At 51.1% G+C, this 14043-nt stretch carries 15 protein-coding genes; all 15 read left to right on the top strand.

Features of this window, described 5'->3' with window-relative positions; all coding sequences use genetic code 11:
- Positions 1 to 135: 135 nt before the first annotated feature.
- Entirely contained in the window at positions 136 to 2088 is a 1953-nt protein-coding gene (locus GX016_09250; GenBank protein ID HHT71736.1) for an arginine--tRNA ligase, read from the top strand.
- 79 nt (positions 2089 to 2167) lie between these two features.
- On the top strand, positions 2168 to 3850 hold the full coding sequence (locus tag GX016_09245) for a sensor domain-containing diguanylate cyclase (GenBank protein HHT71735.1): 1683 nt from the start codon (positions 2168 to 2170) through the stop codon (positions 3848 to 3850).
- Between the two features lie 2 nt (positions 3851 to 3852).
- The gene (locus tag GX016_09240; GenBank protein HHT71734.1) at positions 3853 to 4623 is read left to right on the top strand and encodes a ComF family protein; all 771 of its coding nucleotides are present in this window, start codon (positions 3853 to 3855) and stop codon (positions 4621 to 4623) included.
- Positions 4624 to 4645: 22 nt separating this feature from the next.
- A complete protein-coding gene (locus GX016_09235) occupies positions 4646 to 5068 on the top strand; it encodes a flagellar protein (GenBank protein ID HHT71733.1) in 423 nt (140 codons plus the stop codon).
- Between the two features lie 116 nt (positions 5069 to 5184).
- The gene (gene flgM, locus GX016_09230) at positions 5185 to 5487 is read left to right on the top strand and encodes a flagellar biosynthesis anti-sigma factor FlgM (GenBank protein HHT71732.1); all 303 of its coding nucleotides are present in this window, start codon (positions 5185 to 5187) and stop codon (positions 5485 to 5487) included.
- 2 nt (positions 5488 to 5489) lie between these two features.
- On the top strand, positions 5490 to 5936 hold the full coding sequence (locus GX016_09225) for a flagellar protein FlgN (GenBank protein ID HHT71731.1): 447 nt from the start codon (positions 5490 to 5492) through the stop codon (positions 5934 to 5936).
- Positions 5937 to 5950: 14 nt separating this feature from the next.
- On the top strand, positions 5951 to 7390 hold the full coding sequence (flgK, locus tag GX016_09220; GenBank protein ID HHT71730.1) for a flagellar hook-associated protein FlgK: 1440 nt from the start codon (positions 5951 to 5953) through the stop codon (positions 7388 to 7390).
- 6 nt (positions 7391 to 7396) lie between these two features.
- Positions 7397 to 8365: a flagellar hook-associated protein FlgL gene (gene flgL, locus GX016_09215; protein ID HHT71729.1), complete on the top strand. Its 969-nt coding sequence runs from the start codon at positions 7397 to 7399 to the stop codon at positions 8363 to 8365.
- A 56-nt stretch (positions 8366 to 8421) separates the two neighbouring features.
- Complete coding sequence (locus GX016_09210) at positions 8422 to 8982, top strand: hypothetical protein (protein ID HHT71728.1); 561 nt, start codon at positions 8422 to 8424, stop codon at positions 8980 to 8982.
- Between the two features lie 39 nt (positions 8983 to 9021).
- Complete coding sequence (locus GX016_09205; GenBank protein HHT71727.1) at positions 9022 to 9486, top strand: flagellar assembly protein FliW; 465 nt, start codon at positions 9022 to 9024, stop codon at positions 9484 to 9486.
- Positions 9487 to 9708, top strand: a complete 222-nt coding sequence (gene csrA, locus GX016_09200; GenBank protein ID HHT71726.1) for a carbon storage regulator CsrA — start codon at positions 9487 to 9489, stop codon at positions 9706 to 9708. It begins immediately after the preceding gene.
- A gap of 46 nt (positions 9709 to 9754) precedes the next feature.
- Positions 9755 to 10981 carry a M48 family metallopeptidase gene (locus GX016_09195; GenBank protein HHT71725.1) on the top strand — a complete coding sequence of 409 codons (1227 nt, stop codon included), beginning with the start codon at positions 9755 to 9757 and terminating at the stop codon, positions 10979 to 10981.
- A 138-nt stretch (positions 10982 to 11119) separates the two neighbouring features.
- Positions 11120 to 12178, top strand: a complete 1059-nt coding sequence (gene ftsZ / locus GX016_09190) for a cell division protein FtsZ (GenBank protein ID HHT71724.1) — start codon at positions 11120 to 11122, stop codon at positions 12176 to 12178.
- Positions 12179 to 12349: 171 nt separating this feature from the next.
- Entirely contained in the window at positions 12350 to 13273 is a 924-nt protein-coding gene (locus tag GX016_09185; protein HHT71723.1) for a sigma-E processing peptidase SpoIIGA, read from the top strand.
- A gap of 16 nt (positions 13274 to 13289) precedes the next feature.
- Positions 13290 to 14012, top strand: coding sequence for an RNA polymerase sporulation sigma factor SigE (gene sigE, locus GX016_09180; protein HHT71722.1), 723 nt, complete (start codon positions 13290 to 13292; stop codon positions 14010 to 14012).
- The last annotated feature ends 31 nt before the right edge of the window (positions 14013 to 14043 follow it).

Below are 14043 nucleotides of genomic sequence, written 5' to 3'. Positions count from 1 at the left end.
GGCCACCAGCCGGGAGGCTTAGTTTCCTAAGGGAGACAGGGCCTTTTTACTGGCAGTTCTTTCCTGTACCTGGATACAACTAAATAATTATGGTATAATAACTGGAAGATGCATCCCACTGAGGAGGAGTAAGGAATGGAGGGTAATTCCTACCATTTTTACGAACTGGAACAGGTGTTGCAGACTCTAACTTGCCAAAGCCTGAACGAACTGTATGATTCGGTTGTACCAGAGGATGATATTACTTGGCAAACTCCGCCGCAACCGGAGTTTGGTGACCTGTCCACTCCCTTGCCATTGCGGTTGGCCAAGGAACTACGACGGGCACCGCTGGAAATTGCCCGGGAAATATGCACCTATTTGACCGAACGCAAGCCAGTTTATGTGAAGGAATTTGCAGTAACTGCTCCGGGCTATGTCAATGCCTGGCTGGACATGCAAGCACTTACCCGTTCGGTTTTTGATCAGCTTACGGTAGACAAAGAAAAGTATGGCGAAGTAAAAGTGGGTAAGGGGCAGAAGGTGGTAATCGAGCACACCAACATTAACCCTAACAAAGCAGCCCACATAGGACATCTTCGGAATGCTTGTTTAGGTGATACACTGGCCCGTCTGAAAAGGAGAGCCGGGTACGAGGTAGAGGTTCAAAACTACATCGACGATACTGGTATGGCTGTGGCCGACGTAGTGGTGGCGTTCCAGGAATTGGCACCTGAGATGATGAATGACCGTTTTGACTACTTTTGCTGGGATCTGTATACCGAGGTTAACCAGAGGTATGAGCAGGATCCTAAGTTGCAAGAAAAACGCTACGATGTGTTGAGACTCATTGAAGAAGGCGACAATCCCACGGCTAAACTGGCTAAAGATGTGGCCGAAAAGGTGGTAGAGTGCCACCTAAACACCATGTGGCGCCTGGGTATCTATTATAGTCTTCTTAATTGGGAAAGCGACATTATCCGCTTGGGCTTTTGGAACCAGGCTTTTGACCTTTTGAAGTCTAAGGGTCATTTGGTGTACGAGGAAGAAGGGGAGAATGCCGGTTGTTGGGTGGTGCGTTTAGGCGATGTGCCTGGGTTTGAAGACTTGGAAAACCCAGACAAAGTTTTGGTACGTTCTAACGGCACAGCCACTTACACTGCCAAAGACATTGCTTACCAACTGTGGAAATTCGGTGTCTTAGGAAAGGACTTTTTTTACGATCGTTATTGCTTACAGCCGAACGGAACAGTCTTATGGACTACCAGCAGCGAAGGCACCAAGATGGAACGCTTTGGACGGGCCAATCAGGTGATCAATGTTATTGATTTAAGGCAAAAATATTTACAGGATGTGCTGCGGTTTTCCTTGATTAAATTGGGCTTTGAGCAAGAAGGTGAGAACTCGATTCACTTTGGCTATGAGGTAGTGGCCTTATCGCCCAAGACTGCTCGGGAGTTGGGAGTTTCAGTTGCTGAAGAGGAAGAAAAAAGTGTTTATGCTATGTCCGGTCGCAAAGGCATCGGGGTCAAGGCCGATGATATGATAGAACGGATTGTTGAACACGCTACTGCCGAAGTGGCCAAGCGTCATCCGGAAATGTCTCCGGAGGAACACCGCAAACTGGGGCTTGACATTGCTATCGGGGCTGTTCGTTACTACATGGTGCGGTTCAATATTTTAAGTGTGCTAGTGTTTGATTTTGACGAGGCGCTGAGCATGCAAGGTAACACCGGACCATATCTTCAATATTCCTATGCCCGGGCGGCCAATATCTTAGGGAGAGTTGATCGCGAAGTGCTGGACGATGTGGACCTACGTACAGTCCCTGTACCCCAGGATCTAATGGAAGAAGAAAAAAAGCTCATTCGCTTAATTGCCGAATTGCCGGCTGCCACCCAGAGGGCGGCAGAAACCCTACAAAGTTCATCGTTTGCGGAGTATACTTATAACTTAGCCACCGCCTTCATGAATTTCTATGAGACTTCTCCTGTGCTTACGGCAGCCCCGGCTCGGATGCGATTTCGTGTGGCGCTGGTGAAAAGCTTCAAACAGACTATGAATAATGCATTGACTACTCTCGGCATTCCGGCATTGCCTCGTATGTAGAGGTTTTCCAGGGGATCGGAACGGGGATACAGTGGAATCGGCCGCTAGATAGCTGGCAACAAATTCGGATGGTGAGAACGTGGTAATGCAGGGCCGCTTAGAGACAGGATATCGCTGGCTAGTAATGGTGTTGGGGATAGGATTCCTAATGCTGGTGGGCGGCGTTCGGGGATCTGAGTCCCTGCTTTTGGTTGCCCTCTATTCGGGTTTGGCCGGAGGAATGGAGGCTACTCGCATTCAGCTCGATTGTGGATCCCTGAGCTTGAGTTCGAGTGTGGTACTGGCTGCTTTGGTCACCTTGGGTGTACCGGCAGCCTTAATAGTTGGAGCGGCCAGTTATTTTTTGGGGGATGTGCTGCGGAGACGACTTACCGGTGCCACACTTTTTAACTCCGCCCAAGCAGTCTTGGCAATTTTGGCGGCATCGTATCCTTATCATGCCCTGGGGGGCAGTGTTGGTGGTAGTTCTTTGGCCTTTGCTTTGCCCCAGATTGTCTTTCTGGCAGTGTACTACTTAATCAACCATGCCCTAGTGAGCATCGCTCTGCTAATGGAACAGGGAGTAATGTTATGGCAGGAGTATAAGGTTCTGGCTGGCTGGGATTTGCTGGCAACGGGGGTGGCCTTACCAATTGGAGCTTTCTTAGCTGAGGTGTATGTCCACCTGGGGACGGAAGTAGTCGCCCTGGCAGCTGTACCACTGCTAATTCTAAATTATGTCTGGCATCTCTATATCAAGGTGCGCCGAGCGCACACGGAAATAACAAAGCTATATCGAGCTACCCGAAAAATTGGCACTAGTATCGATTTAAACACTACGTTAGAGCTTATTCTGGAACAAGCTCAGTGCTTGGCTCCATACGACGAAGGATTAGTCTATCTGGTGGATGGGCCGACACTGATGCCAGCTGCCCACCAAGGACCGGTTCCGGACACTGTGCGTTACAGTGAAGTGGAGATAGGTCAAGGTTTAGTGGGGATGGCAGCGCAAGAACGGGTGGCGGAAGTGGTTCTTCCTGAGAATGAATCCCCGAATTCCGATTGTATACCCGGGGAATATCGGTTAGCGCTGCCCCTAACAGCTGGAGAACGTCTAGTAGGGGTGCTGTCACTTAAAAGGCAGCGATCTCCTTTTGTTGATCATGAAGTTCAATTGTTGTCTATTGTGGCCGGACAGGTGGCTACAGCATTAGAAAACGCGCGCCTATATTCTGACGTGGCTGCCTTGGCTCGCTTAGACGGGCTGACAGGGATTCTAAATCGGCGAACTGTGCTGGAAAATCTAACCGGAGAAGTGTCTCGCTGCCGACGGTATGATTTAAGATTGTCTATCCTAATGGTGGACCTGGATAATTTCAAGCGAGTTAACGATGTCTATGGTCACATGGCCGGGGATGCGTTGCTGACAAAAATTACCGCTTCGATTCAGGCGCAAGTGCGCAGTGTGGATGTTGTTGGCCGGTACGGCGGCGATGAAATTATAGTCATTTTGCCCGAAACAGGACCAATCGAGGCGTATTCAGTGGGAGAGCGTATTTGTGCAGCCGTGCGCAATCTTACGGAAGCCGAAGTGCTACCTGTAACTACCAGTATCGGTATTGCCGGCTATCCACAACACGGGGAAACAGTTGAAGAGCTGCTGACAGCAGCTGATCAGGCCATGTACCAGGCCAAACATTTAGGTGGTAACAGGGTCCTGAGCTTCGCACAGCTGACGCGGACAGAGGGACAGTCAAGCAGTGGTCGCGGCGGAGGATCGTGAGCATGTTCGGTGAAACTGAGAACAGGCACCACTGGGGACAAGAGATAGTCGGGGCAGTTCTTGATTTGCTCTTTCCGGGGGTAACAGGTTGTGCTGCCTGTGGGGCAACTTTGGCTAAGGATAATGAGTATATTTGTTCAACTTGCCGGGCGCAGATAGTTTTGATCAGTAAACCTACCTGTGAGTGTTGCGGTCGGCCCCTGGCATACCCCGGTTTTTGTGTAGAGTGCCGCTTACGGAAACGCTCTTTTGTTCGTTGTTGGTCGGCAGCTGTGTATCGGGGCCTACTTCGACGGTGTTTACATCGGTTTAAGTATGACCACGGTGCTTATCTGGCTCCTTTTTTGGGTTCGCTGCTGGCAGACTGTTTGCAACAAGCCGATGGAGTACCGTTGCGACCGATAGTGGTTCCGGTGCCTTTGGATCGCAAAAGGCTGCGCACTCGAGGCTTTAACCAGGCTGAACTATTGGCTACCGAAGTGGCTCGGCTTTGTGGTTGGCCGCTGAGAAAGAAGGCGTTGCGACGCTTGCGGACCACCTTACCTCAGGCCGACCTGGATGAAAAAGACCGCTGGTTGAATGTGGCTGGGGCGTTTGCTGCTGACGGGGATCTTGCCGGTAAAGAAATTTTCCTGGTTGACGATATATATACTACTGGGGCTACTGCTGAAGCGGCCAGTCAAGCCCTGGTTGAAGCCGGAGCGGAGCGAGTATATGTGGCCACTGTTGCCATGGCATCTAGCCATCCCCAGGGCCGAGCCAATAAATATTGAAGGGTGTAGGAGGTCGGGGAACATGCAGGTGAGGAATTGCCCAGGATGCGGTAAGATATATGTTTATACAGGTCAACGTTTGTGCCCGAGTTGTTTTAAGGAAGAAGAGGCCCTGTTCGAACAGGTAGACAAGTATTTGCGCGATCATCCCGGAGCTAACTTAGAGGCAGTTGCTGAAGGCACGGGCATCGCCAAGGAAATTATTCTAGATTTTATCCGGCGGGGCAGACTGGTAACTCTAGAGACAGCGGGACTGCTGCGGTGTGATATTTGTGCCCGTCCCATTGATCAAGGCCGCATCTGCAACGATTGTGCTGCCCAGTTCAAGGAAGGACTGACGCGCAAAAAAGCGCTCCCAGCGCGTTCCGATGCTATCTCTAAGCGCAGCGATGAACGGATGCACATTGCTGATTTGCTACAAAAAAGAGGCCGTATACGCCGCTGATACTCAGTCGGCGCTTTTTCTTACTACCTGGAGTTAATCTTTTAAGGGGAGTTTGCCGATAAGAATGTAAGGGTCATGAGTTTGGCTTATGCTTGAAAGTTTAGGGGGCCAGGAGCATGAATATTTCATCTTCAGGGGTGGGCGGTGTAATCAGGGCTTATACCAAACAAAAGGTTGCTTTAGACAACTCAAAAGCTAGTGACAAAGCTAGGCCCAGCGCCAAGGATCAAGTGGAATTGTCGGCTCGAGCCCGGGATTTGAAGCGGGCCCAAGAAATTGTGGCTGCCAGTCCGGTTGTGCGGCGGGATAAAGTGGCCGAGCTGACAAAGGCTATAAGACAAGGCCGCTACCGGATTGAGCCGGACAAAGTAGCTGAATCCTTACTGGCCCAGGTGCGGGAATACTGCCGGGAGGTGTAGGCATGACCTCTAGCCGAGCCCTGTACCAGGCACAATTGTTAGAAGAGCAAGTGGAGATCTACCGCACCTTGAACGATTTGGCCAAACGCAAGGAACAAGTGCTTTCCCAAGCCGATGTGGAAGCTTTAGATGACATAATCACCACCGAACAAGCTCTTATTTTGAAGGTAGCAGAGCTGGAAAAGTGCCGTTTTGCCAGTCAAAAGGAGTTGGCTGCTACCTGGGATTTACCAGTAGATGAGGTAACTTTGGAGGCCATTACGGCTCGCGCTGATAAGGAAGTGGCGGCTCGGTGCCAACTTGCCGGAAAAGAACTGACTGCTGTTTTGTCTGAACTGAAGGAGCGAAACGACCGTTGCCAGGTAATTATCAAAGGCGCCCTTGACGTGGTTCAGCGCGTCCTGACAAAAGCCGGAACGGGGCCAAAGTTGATGGATCGTCGGGTGTAAGGGGGATGCAGTAAATGGGAACTTTTTTTGGTATTGAAATTGGCCGACGAGGAATTGCTGCCGGGCAGCGAGCCCTGGAGACCACGGGACACAACGTAGCCAACGCCAATACGAAGGGCTATTCCCGTCAAGAGGTGGTTCTTGCCACCACATCGCCCTACTCCTATCCCGGCATGGGTGCCGGACAGCGAGGTACCGGAGTGCAGGCCCAAGAAGTGCGGCGGATTCGAGAGGAATTCTTAGATTACCAGTATCGCAATGAAGTTAAAGCCCTGGGGCGGTGGCAGGTGCGCCAGGATACGCTGGAGAAGCTGGAAGCTATTCTTAACGAGCCTAGCGACCAGGGTCTGAGTAAGCTAATGGATCGTTTTTTTGATGCTTGGCAGAATGTGGCCCGCTATCCTGATACCGAGGGTGCACGGTCGGCTCTGCGGCAAGAGGGCATGGCTTTGGCCGATGCTTTTCGTCATTTGGCCGATCAAATCAACGATCTTAAGGCTGATATTAATAGCTCCATTGAGGTAAAGGTAAATGAAATAAACTCATTGGCCCGACAAATTCGGGACCTGAATACCCAGATTGTTAAAGCTGAAGCCGGTAACATGGCTGCCAACGACTTGCGCGACCGTCGTGATTTGCTCCTGGATCAGCTGGCCGAGGTAGTGCCGATTCAGGTGGAAGAAGATCGCTTTGGGGCCGTGAGCATTGTGGTGCGCGATCACACCTTACTGTCGGGGCAGAAAGTAAATGAACTGGCGGTGGAGGTGGGCTCCGGACAAGTTAGGTGGCCGGACGGAGCAGAATATCGCCTGGGCCGCCAGCCGTACGGGACCCTGGAGGGTTTGCTGGAGGCGGTGCGCGAAGACAAGTCTGAACCGCCTACTGATCCAGGCCTGATTCAAAGTTACCAGTCACGGCTGGACACCTTAGCCAAAGCTATTATCAACGGAGTAAACGGGCTCCATGTTGACGGGTTGGGCCTAACCGGCGAAACCGGCCTAGAGTTTTTCGCCGGGTTCGGAGCGGGTAGCATGAAGGTAAACGATGTTCTTTTAGATACTGACGGTTTGAGCAAGATTGCTGCTGCAATTAAGCCAGATCCTAATAATCCAACCCCGCCACCGCCCGGCGACGGTTCCAACGCGCTGTTAATTGCCCAGCTGCGGTATAAACTGGCGGCGAATGGATCAGCTACCTTTGGCGATTATTATAATGCTTTGGTGGCCGAGCTGGGTGTGCAGGGGCAAGAGGCGGAGAGAATGGTGGAAAACCAGACAGTCTTGACAGCGGGAATCGATAACCGCCGGCTGGCGGTATCCGGTGTGTCTCTGGATGAAGAAATGGTCAATATGATTCGCTTTCAGCAGGCGTACAATGCCTCCGCTCGTTTGATTACCGCCGTGGACGAGATGCTGGAAGTTCTGATAAGCCGCACTGGCTTGGTGGGGAGGTAAGGTGCTATGCGGGTTACCCAAGGGATGATAACTAACACTTTCAAGCGCGACCTAAATTATAATCTGCGTCAGCTAGCTAGGTATCAGCACCAGCTGGCTACAGAAAAACGGATCAGTCGCCCGTCGGATGATCCGGTGGCTATAGTGCATTCTTTGCGCTTGCGCTCGGATTTGGCTGATATTGCTACTTTTACTGCCAACGCGGATCATGCGTTATGCTGGCTGGGTAGCACTGAGGATGCATTGCTTCATGCCGGCGATATTATCCAGCGGGCCAGCGATTTGGCCATAACCGGAGCCAACGGTACCAATCCCGAAGCGGCACTTCACGCTATTGCCGATGAAGTTGATCAGCTGCTGGAACAAATGATCCAGATTGCTAACTCAGCCCAAGCAGGGCAATACCTATTCGGCGGCTCTAAGACTAGGGCTGTTACCGGTGAAGAAGACTATCAGCCGTTTGAATTAATAGAAGAAGTGATCGACGAAGAAAGCGGGACCTATGTACGCTATGTACAGTATAACGGCAATGAGCAAGATCGAGCTACCGAGATCGGAGCGGGGATTGATTTTGCCTATAATGTTACTGGCAGCGAAGCTTTTGCCATGAAGGAAGATACTGACGGGACTTGGACATTGTCCAATGTATTTGACAGCTTGATTGAACTCTCAGCAAACTTACGCGCTGGCAAGACAGCCGACATATCTAGCTCTACCATCGGCAGACTCAATCGAGCTTTGGATCATCTGGTGGCTGTGCGAGCGGAAGTGGGTGCCAAAGTGAACCGATTGGAGATGACCCAGGCCCGGCTGAGCTCAGCTGACATTAATTTTAGCGGTTTGTTATCCAAGACCGAGGATTTGGATGTGGCGGAAGCCATTATCTATCTTAAGGCGCAGGAAAATGTTTATCGGGCCGCTTTAGCTACAGGAGCACGGATCATGCAGCCCACTTTAGTGGACTTCCTGCGCTAACAGACTAGCACACCGGGTTTCTTTAGGGTGACGGAACAGAAGAAGGGATCAAGCTTATGCTGCGGATAAAGCTTAATATACGTACTCAACCGGCATTGATCGGGGTGGAAACGAAACTGGCTCGGGCGCCGGTGCGCACAGAGCTGGCTTCTTTTTCTATCGATAAAACGGCGTCCACACTGGCGATTGACACCGAGCTGGCCAAGATAAAGTTGGACTCGGACGCCGGTTGGGCGGAATTAGGTTTGGCCCAGCCCATGGAACTAAACCGGCGTCTCCGGGATCAAAGTTGGCGTGACGCTGCTTTCGGCACCGAGCGTGCAGTAGCCGAAGGGGATCGTTTGGCTGCTTTTTGGGAACCGGGAAATACAGTGGAGGGGCTGGCGGCCGAAGACATTCCGGTGCCGCCGTTTGCGCTTTTTTCTCGGCCTGCACGTGCGGTGGTGGTAGAAGTACGTCCAGGGGAAATACGAATAGATTATCGCCGCGGCTCGGCTGCAGTGCACTTAGGGGACAAACCGGACCCGCGACCATATGAGGCGGGTTTTGTTCAGGTTTATTTGCGTCAGCAAGCGGCCATGGAAATAGCATGGCCCAGGCTCGATGTTTTGGCCTAAGCTACAATAAAAAAGATCACCGAGATAGGGGCACAGAAAATGGAATACAGAACAACTCGTTTCGGCACTGTTGAGGTGGCAGCGGAAAACATAGTGCAATTTCCGCGTGGGCTCCCGGGTTTTGGTGAGCTTACCGAGTTCTTTTTTGTTCCGGTACCGGAAAATAGCTATTTTGCCTGGTTGCAGTCTGCAGGCGCACCCGATGTTGCTTTTTTGGTTACCAACCCTTTTCTTTTCCGCCCTGATTACACAGTGCATCTACCTTCAGACGAGCGCCAGTTGCTGCAGGTAAGCAAACCGGAGGAAGTATCGGTGCACGTTATTGTCCGCATACCGTCGACCGGCAAGGTAGAAGATATAAGCGCAAACTTTCTAGCACCGGTGGTGGTTAACAACCGAACCCAGTTAGGGTGCCAATTGGTATTAGAAGATGTTGGCTACCTTGTTCGAGAGCAGCTCTTTAGACCTGCCAGTAGCGGGAAGCAAGAAAAGGGGGGCCGATAAGTGCTTATACTAAGTCGGCGCCCTGGTCAGAGCATCGTGATCGGTGATAATATAGAAGTAACAGTACTGGCTTGGAAGGACGGACAAGTATCACTGGGCATTACTGCCCCTAAGTCGGTGGCTGTTCACCGGCGAGAAATCTACGAAGCTGTTTTGCAGGAAAACTTGGCTGCTGTGAAGCAAGAGAGTATAGACTTATCATCTCTGCCGCAGCCATTTTGAACTCTCGAGACCAGAAAAAAGAAAGCAGTGATAAGGAGGCGCTGCGGTGCGGGCCAAACCTGTTTGGATCATGCTGTTTGTCCTCACAGTCGTTTTTTTGTTCCTGTATGTATTTTTTACCCTGCAACCGGCTAAGGTCACGTCTACAGCCCTGGAATACTTCTCCCGGGAAGAAATACTTTTGGGTCGCAAATACTGGCGGGAGCGGCAATTATTATTTGCACTCAGTTTTGTAATCCGGGTTTTGGTCTTAACAGCAGTGGCCTTAGGCCCTTGGGCGGCTGTATTCGCGCGCCGTGTGCTGCAGGCAGCCCGTGGACATAGGCTCTTGGCTGTTTTGTTGTATTTGGTTGCTCTCTGGTCCCTATTGCAACTGATAAGTCTGCCCTTGAGTTTTTATCGCGGTTATGTGTTGGAACACCGGTGGGGACTTTCCACCCAATCTTTAGCTGGATGGTGGACGGACTATGTCAAGAGTGCCACTTTAGATCTGGGGTTGTCGGCAGTTGGGGCTATGCTGTTTTTTACGGCGCTACAGAGGTGGCCCGGCGGTTGGTGGGTACCGGCCGGTGTACTGATGGCCGGCTGGATAGTGATACAGACTCTGCTTTGGCCCATATTAGTGGCTCCGCTCTTTAACCGATTTGAGCCTGTTCAGGATCCGGAAGTGATAGGCATGATAAGACAGCTAGCTGACCGGGCCGGGATTCCGGTTGAGGAAGTTCTGGTAATGGATGCTAGCCGTCGTACCAATAAGGCTAATGCCTACTTTGCCGGTATAGGCAAAACAAAGAGAATCGTTCTTTACGATACATTGCTAGACAACTACAGCTCAGCTGAAGTCGAGGCCGTGGTGGCTCATGAAATGGCCCACTGGAAACTGGGACACATTCGCACTGGAATATTGTTAGGGATTTTGGCAACTTTTGTCCAATTTTATCTACTAGCTCTGGTACTAAAGTCCTCTGTGTGTGGGCGGGAATCAGGCCAGTACCCACTCCAGGCCTGGGCGATAGCACTACTTGTTATGATGCTAACAGCCTTTGTTACTAGCCCGGTGGAAACAGCCGTGTCGCGCCAAATGGAAAGAGCTGCCGATAGGCAATCGGTGAAACTAACCCAGAATCCCAATGGAGCTGTGGCCTTACAGCTGAACCTAGCCCGACAAAACCGCTCTGATGTCTTGCCACCTTGGTTTATCGAATGGTTTGCTTATACCCATCCCAGCACCCTGCGGCGAATCGAACTGCTCAAGCGCAGTTTGGTGAAATAATTCTAGGTACTAACAACTAGTGGCTCTAGGACCAAAGCGGTATAGAAAAATGTTTGCGAAAAAAAGGGAAATTCTACCTCACTGTTGAATCTTAGACTTATGAACTGGTCTTTACAAGAGCGAGGAGGGCACGACAGAATGCTAGAATTCGAAATCGACACCGATCGCTTTGCCGACATAAAAGTTATTGGCATCGGGGGTGGCGGTAATAATGCCGTTAACCGCATGATTGCTTCGGGCCTCAAAGGCGTAGAATTTATTGCAGTTAATACTGATGCCCAACAGCTCCTTTTGTCCCAGGCCAACCGTAAGATTCAAATCGGCGAAAAAATAACACGGGGGCTGGGGGCAGGAGCCGATCCGGCCATTGGCAAGAAGGCTGCTGATGAAAGCCGAGAAATGCTCCAAGAATCTTTGAAGGGCGCAGACATGGTGTTTGTTACTGCCGGTATGGGGGGCGGAACTGGAACCGGAGCCAGTCCTACGGTGGCTGAAGTAGCCAAGGAAGCAGGAGCGCTAACAGTGGGCGTAGTGACCAAACCATTTGCTTTTGAAGGACGACGACGCATGGCCCAAGCGGAGACCGGAATTGGCGAGTTAAGAGATAAGGTGGATACGTTAATCATCATACCTAATGATAGATTGCTTCAGGTGGTAGAGAAGCGGACTTCGATTTTAGAAGCCTTTCGTATTGCCGACGATGTACTGCGCCAGGGTGTTCAAGGGATTTCCGATTTGATAGCCGTTCCAGGGTTGATAAACCTGGATTTTGCCGATGTAAAGACCATTATGGCTGACACGGGCTCTGCTCTTATGGGGATCGGTCAGGCTAACGGTGAGAGCCGGGCGGTGGAAGCGGCGCGAATGGCTATCGCTAGCCCGTTGTTAGAGACTTCTATCGACGGAGCCAAAGGGGTTCTACTTAATATCACCGGGGGCTCCGATCTGGGGCTATTTGAAGTTAACGAAGCTGCAGCCATTATTGCCGAAGCAGCCGATCCGGAGGCCAACATAATTTTTGGGGCGGTAATAGATGAGACTATGGGTGAAGAAGTTAAGGTGACTGTTATTGCCACTGGCTTTGAACCCCAACCCAAGAAGCGGGAGAAACAAAGCGATAAGGTGCTTCAGAAACTGGAGTTTCGACCTTTTGCCAACGACGAACTGGACATTCCGCCGTTCTTACGACGCCGATAAAACCTTCGACCCCGGATTAATCCCCTGTACGTTTGTGCAGGGGATTATTTGGTTACGGCCAGCCGCAATCTGACATTTTTTGACCGGTCAGGCCGATATAATGTTGCTGTGCTATTTAGCTCAGAAAAGGCATAGACATGATAAGGTAGAAGTAGGTATATTTGCCAGGAGGTGAGGCAGCTGCGTTACGTCTACCTGGATGTTCTCACGGTGGTTAATGCAGTTATGAATTTCATTATCTTATTACTCACCTCTTGGTTGGCACAGGTTCCGGCCCGCTTCAGTCGGTTGGCTGGCGGGGCGTTGCTGGGAACGGCCTATGCTGTCTATTTGGTGCTCAATCCAACTACTCGGCTGGCAGGCTGGCCAGCGAAAGTGGGGGCGTCGCTGGCGATCTTGGCAGCTACCTATTTCCCGATGCCTGCGGTACGTTTCGTGCGGGTGGTCGGATACTTTTATCTGATTTCCTTCACCTTAGGCGGAGCAGCCTTGGCCGTGCATTACCTTAGTCAGGGCTTAGTTCTTCCTACTACCGGACCTTGGCCGGGGATACCTTGGTGGACTTTGGCCGCTGGCCTAGCTTTGGCGATCCCCCTGACTCGGCTGGCCTGGACATACTTTAAGCAGCGTCGGTGGCAAGATGAGCTCAAGGCTACGCTAATCGTGGACTGGCGTCGACAGCAAGTAGAAGTCCCGGGCATTTTAGATAGTGGCAACATGCTGGTGGATCCGCTAACAGGAGCGCCGGTAATGGTGGTGGAAGCGCAGGCACTGGCGGCAATTATCCCGGAAGCTATAATAGCGCTGGTGGAAGGAGGGATTAGGGGAGAACTGGATCTTGAAAGTCTGGGGCGAACGTTGGCCAATGAGCCTAGCGCTGTTCGATTTCGGGTCATCCCCTTTGACTCGTTGGGTCAGGAAAACGCTTTACTGTTGGCTTTCAGACCGGATCGAGTGCAGATAAAATATCGTGGGCAGATTGTGTCTGTGCCGCAAGCGATAGTAGGGCTCTCCCCTGGGTACCTGTCCCCAGAAGGGGGCTGGCGGGCTCTGGTAAGTCCGGAGGTATTGTTACCCTACCTGGATGAGGCGTAACAAAGGAGAGATGGGTATGAAACCTGGCTACCGCATCGCTGTACGCCTGGCGATAATACGAATCCTAGAATTCATTGGCTGGAAGCGCCGCGCAATTTGGTATGTGGGGTCCAGCGAGGCTTTGCCGCCACCCTTGACTAGGGCCGAAGAAGTGTATTTGTTGGATCGCCTGCAAAGAGGTGACAAGGCGGTACGCAGTCTCTTAATCGAACATAATCTAAGATTAGTTGTTTATATTGCCCGTAAATTCGAAAATACCGGGGTTGGCATTGAGGATTTGGTTTCTATTGGTAGCATAGGACTTATAAAAGCTGTTAATACTTTTAATCCGGCCAAAAAAATCAAGTTGGCCACTTATGCTTCCCGCTGTGTGGAAAACGAGATTCTAATGTTCCTGCGGCGCAACAATAAGCTACGAGCAGAAGTGTCTTTTGACGAGCCGCTAAACATTGACTGGGATGGAAACGAACTGCTGTTATCAGATGTCTTGGGTACGGAAGGGGATATCATTTCTCGCCGGGTGGAAGAAGACGTAGAAAGAAGACTTCTGCACCAAGCGCTCCAGCGCCTGGCGCCTAGGGAAAAACTGATCATGGAATTGCGTTTTGGTTTACGCGGCCAGCCGGAAAAAACACAGAAAGAAGTGGCAGATCTACTTGGGATTTCGCAATCATACATATCGCGCTTGGAGAAACGTATACTAAAGCGTCTGCGTCGTGAAATTAAACGCCTAGAATGAGATAAAGCATAAAACCTCTCTTTGGTGGCAA

The organism is Bacillota bacterium, from assembly GCA_012837285.1.
Classification (GTDB): Bacteria; Bacillota; DTU030; order DUMP01; family DUMP01; genus DUNI01.
Note: the sequence above shows the minus strand (reverse complement) of the source record. Positions and strands in the feature narration are given on the sequence as shown.

Coding starts and splice junctions, on each gene's coding strand:
- GX016_09250 (HHT71736.1), top strand. CDS start 136: ATGGAGGGTAATTCCTACCATTTTTACGAACTGGAACAGGTGTTGCAG.
- GX016_09240 (HHT71734.1), top strand. CDS start 3,853: ATGTTCGGTGAAACTGAGAACAGGCACCACTGGGGACAAGAGATAGTC.
- GX016_09235 (HHT71733.1), top strand. CDS start 4,646: ATGCAGGTGAGGAATTGCCCAGGATGCGGTAAGATATATGTTTATACA.
- flgM (HHT71732.1), top strand. CDS start 5,185: ATGAATATTTCATCTTCAGGGGTGGGCGGTGTAATCAGGGCTTATACC.
- GX016_09225 (HHT71731.1), top strand. CDS start 5,490: ATGACCTCTAGCCGAGCCCTGTACCAGGCACAATTGTTAGAAGAGCAA.
- flgK (HHT71730.1), top strand. CDS start 5,951: ATGGGAACTTTTTTTGGTATTGAAATTGGCCGACGAGGAATTGCTGCC.
- flgL (HHT71729.1), top strand. CDS start 7,397: ATGCGGGTTACCCAAGGGATGATAACTAACACTTTCAAGCGCGACCTA.
- GX016_09210 (HHT71728.1), top strand. CDS start 8,422: ATGCTGCGGATAAAGCTTAATATACGTACTCAACCGGCATTGATCGGG.
- GX016_09205 (HHT71727.1), top strand. CDS start 9,022: ATGGAATACAGAACAACTCGTTTCGGCACTGTTGAGGTGGCAGCGGAA.
- ftsZ (HHT71724.1), top strand. CDS start 11,120: ATGCTAGAATTCGAAATCGACACCGATCGCTTTGCCGACATAAAAGTT.
- sigE (HHT71722.1), top strand. CDS start 13,290: ATGAAACCTGGCTACCGCATCGCTGTACGCCTGGCGATAATACGAATC.